This is a genomic window from Tardiphaga sp., assembly GCF_028290785.1.
In the GTDB taxonomy this organism is placed as follows: domain Bacteria; phylum Pseudomonadota; class Alphaproteobacteria; order Rhizobiales; family Xanthobacteraceae; genus Tardiphaga.
Window position 1 is genome coordinate 1 of the sequence record NZ_JAQGJD010000060.1, and the last position, 3,311, is coordinate 3,311.

At 64.1% G+C, this 3,311-nt stretch carries 3 protein-coding genes; all 3 read right to left on the bottom strand.

The features are described 5' to 3' along the window. On the bottom strand, positions 1-995 hold a 995-nt coding region (locus JWR89_RS03475; RefSeq protein WP_299711847.1), incomplete at its 3' end, for a cache domain-containing protein. Between the two features lie 169 nt (positions 996-1,164). Then, positions 1,165-2,391, bottom strand: a complete 1,227-nt coding sequence (locus tag JWR89_RS03480; RefSeq protein WP_299711849.1) for an MFS transporter — start codon at positions 2,389-2,391, stop codon at positions 1,165-1,167. Positions 2,392-2,475: 84 nt separating this feature from the next. Continuing rightward, the coding region (tyrS, locus tag JWR89_RS03485) for a tyrosine--tRNA ligase (RefSeq protein WP_299711850.1) at positions 2,476-3,311 on the bottom strand (836 nt) is incomplete at its 5' end.

Consider the following 3,311-nt stretch of genomic DNA (forward strand, 5'->3'; position numbering starts at 1 on the left):
ATGGTGGCCTGGTCGTTGGTACGTTCGGCGGTGCCGCTCATCGACTGCGCGGTGGCTTCCAACTCGGTGGAGCCCGAGGCCATCAAACCGACCAGGGCGCCGACAGAAGCGTCGAAGCGGTTGGCCAGCGCGATCAGCGCATCGCGTTTTTCGGTCTCGCCCATCTGCTTCAGCCGGGACTGCTCGGCTTCGAGGGTACGGGCGGTCAGCGAGGTCTGGCGCAGCATCTCCAGCGTCTCGGCCATGCGGCCGATCTCGTCACCGCGGTCGGTCTCTTCGACCTGGTCGTCAAGCTTGCCGTTGGCGATAGCGTGCATGCGGGCCTGCTGACGTCGCAGCGCGCCGAGGACGTCGCTGGCGATCAGCCAGGACAGCAGTGCCATCACGGCCAGCACGGCTGCGCCGACGCCGCCCAGACGCATCAGCAGCGCGTTCACGTCGGCGTCGAGGTCGTCGATATAGAGGCCGGTGCTGAAGGTAACTTCCCAGGGAGCGTAGTAGCGTGCATAGACCATTTTCGCGGTGGGCTCGGTCTGTCCGGGCCGGGGATAGAGATAGTAAGTCGTGCCGCCAGTGGCGCTTTGCCGGCCGGCATCGATGATCGCCTTGGAAATCAAAGTCCCGTTGGAGTCCTTGGCGCCGGTGAACTTGTCTTCAAGCGCTGGATTGCCGGCATTGACCAGTAGGACGCCGTCGGGACGATAGGCGACCAGATAACCCTGCTTGTTGCCGAACGACATGCCCTTGGCACGACGGCGGTACTGCATCTGGGCGTCGGCCAAAGTGATTTTGCCGGCCGCAATCTCCTCCTGCAGGGTCTCCGCCATGCCGACCGCCATGTCGACGGCGGTATGGAGCTGCTCCATGCGGTCCTGCTGCATGCGCTTCTGGCTGAGCGAGGCGGCTACGGCGATGATCGCGCAGATCGACGCGGCGGATACCAGCACCATGCTGGCGAGTTTGGTGCGGATGGTGAAACGGCTGAGCAGACTCATCAGGACCTCGAATCGGAGCATTACCTCCCGAGGAATAGCAGCAACCTACTTACCAATGATGAAGGTAACGGGTGCAGGGTATCCCGATGCGTTCGCAGAAGCGGACATGACGTCGCAGGCTAGTAACGGCGTCCCATAACATCGCCTGCAATTTAGTCTCGCCTGGGGATCAGCGGCGCAAGGCCGGCACGACGAGGAAGGGAATCATGCCGAGAATCACGCTGACCAGCGCGAAGGCGAGCAGCGGGTTGTAGCTCTGCGTCCAGTCGTGCAGCAGGCCGCCGCTCCAGGATCCCAGCGCGGAGCCCAGTCCGCTGCCGATGGTGATGGTGCCGTAGATGGTACCGACACGCTCGCCGCGAAAGATCTTCATGGCGGTGGCGGTAAGCAGCGGGCCGCGCGAACCGATCATGCTGCCGAAGCAGACCACGAAACCGGTGAGCAGCCAGTAGTTCGGATACCACTGCAGCAGCCACAGCATCACGATGCCGACGATCGACAGCGCGTAGCTGAACAGCACCGACGGTCGCCGCCCGATGACGCCGTCGAGCCAGCTGACCCCGAGCATGCCGAACAGCAGCACCACGCCGCTGAAGCCCCAGGCGGTCGCCGAGGTCAGCGGCGGGAAGCCGGCGTCGATCAGATAGGCCACGACCTGCGGCGAGATCGCGTACATGCCGATGGCGGTAAAGAAGAAGGTCGAGAACAGCGCCCAGAAGGCGTGGTGCCGCATCGCGGTCCACAGTGTCCAGCCTTCGTCGGCCAGTTCATGCGCCTCGGGCTTTTCCAGATGCTCGGAGCCGCCGGAGAACAACCGCCAGGGCAGGATCAGCAGCGGCGCCAGCAGGGCCAGCACCAGCCAGCCGAACGACTGGTAGGCACCGCGCCAGCCGAAATGGTCGATCATGATCTGCGCGATCGGCAGCATGATCAGCACGCCGGCGCCGGTTGCCGAATAGACCACGGCCATCGCCGTCGGCAATCGCTTGCCGAACCAGCGGCCGAGCAGGATCGAGTTCGGCACGTTGCTGATGCAGGCCACGCCAAAGCCGAGCGCTACGCCGATGGTGAGTCGAAACTGCCAGAGCTGTTGCGCGTAGGACGCGGCGATGAACGCGCCGCCGATCAGCGCCAGGCCGGTGACGAACACGGCACGGGGGCCGGAGCGATCGAATAATCGCCCGACCAGCGGCGAGGCGAGGCCGACGCACAAAGCGGTGAGCGAATAGATCGAGACCACGTCGCCACGGTCCCAGCCGAACGCCTGCGAAATCGGCAGCAGAAAGACCGTGAAACTTTCCTGCAGCCCGCGGCCGAGCACCGACAGCGTAAAGCAGACGCCGAGGACGGCGAGCGCGGTGCGCTGGGAGGTCTTCAGCGAGTCTTTGGGATCCATCGGGCGACTCTTCAAGGCGTTTGCGAATGGCGCCCTCATGGAGCGCGTTTCGCCGACGATGAACAGTGCGCTGAACGAATGGGCCTATGCGGGGCGCAGCAGGATGTGTTTCTTCTTGCCCAGCGACAGCTTGATCACGCCTTCCGGCGTCAGCAGGGCCGGCGTCAGCAGCATCTTCTCGTCGGTGATTGCGACGTCATTGACGCGCAGGCCGCCGCCCTTGATCTGACGGCGCGCCTCGCCGTTCGAGGCAACCAAGCCGGCGGTGACGAAGGCGCCGAGCACGCCGATCCCGGCGGCGAGTTCGCCTTGCGGAATATCGATGGTCGGCAGGCTCGACGAGATCGAGCCTTCCTCGAAGGTTTTTCGCGCGGTTTCGGTGGCGGCGATGGCGGCCTCGCGGCCGTGCACGATGGCGGTGGCTTCGGTGGCCAGGATCTTCTTGGCCTCGTTGATTTCGGCGCCGCCGAGCCCTTCCAGCCTGGCGATCTCATCCAGCGGCAAGCGCGTAAAAATCTTCAGGAACTTGCCGACGTCGTCGTCTTCAGTGTTGCGGAAATACTGCCAGAAATCGTAGGGGCTGAAGAGGTCGCCGTTGAGCCAGACCGCGCCGGAGGCCGACTTGCCCATCTTCTCGCCGGACGATTTGGTGAGTAGCGGCGTGGTCAGTGCGTACAACTGCGGGCCGCCCATGCGATGGCTGAGGTCGACGCCGTTGATGATGTTGCCCCACTGGTCGGAGCCACCCATCTGCAGAAGGCAGCCGTAGCGCCGGTTGAGTTCGGTGAAGTCGTAGCCCTGCATGATCATGTAGTTGAATTCGAGAAACGACAGCGACTGGTCGCGGTCGAGCCGCAGCTTGACGCTGTCGAACGCCAGCATGCGGTTGACCGAGAAATGCCGGCCGACATCGCGCAGGA

What these genes read in the sequence shown, in the direction of transcription:
- JWR89_RS03480 (WP_299711849.1), bottom strand. Translation starts at nt 2,391, where the DNA reads ATGGATCCCAAAGACTCGCTGAAGACCTCCCAGCGCACCGCGCTCGCC.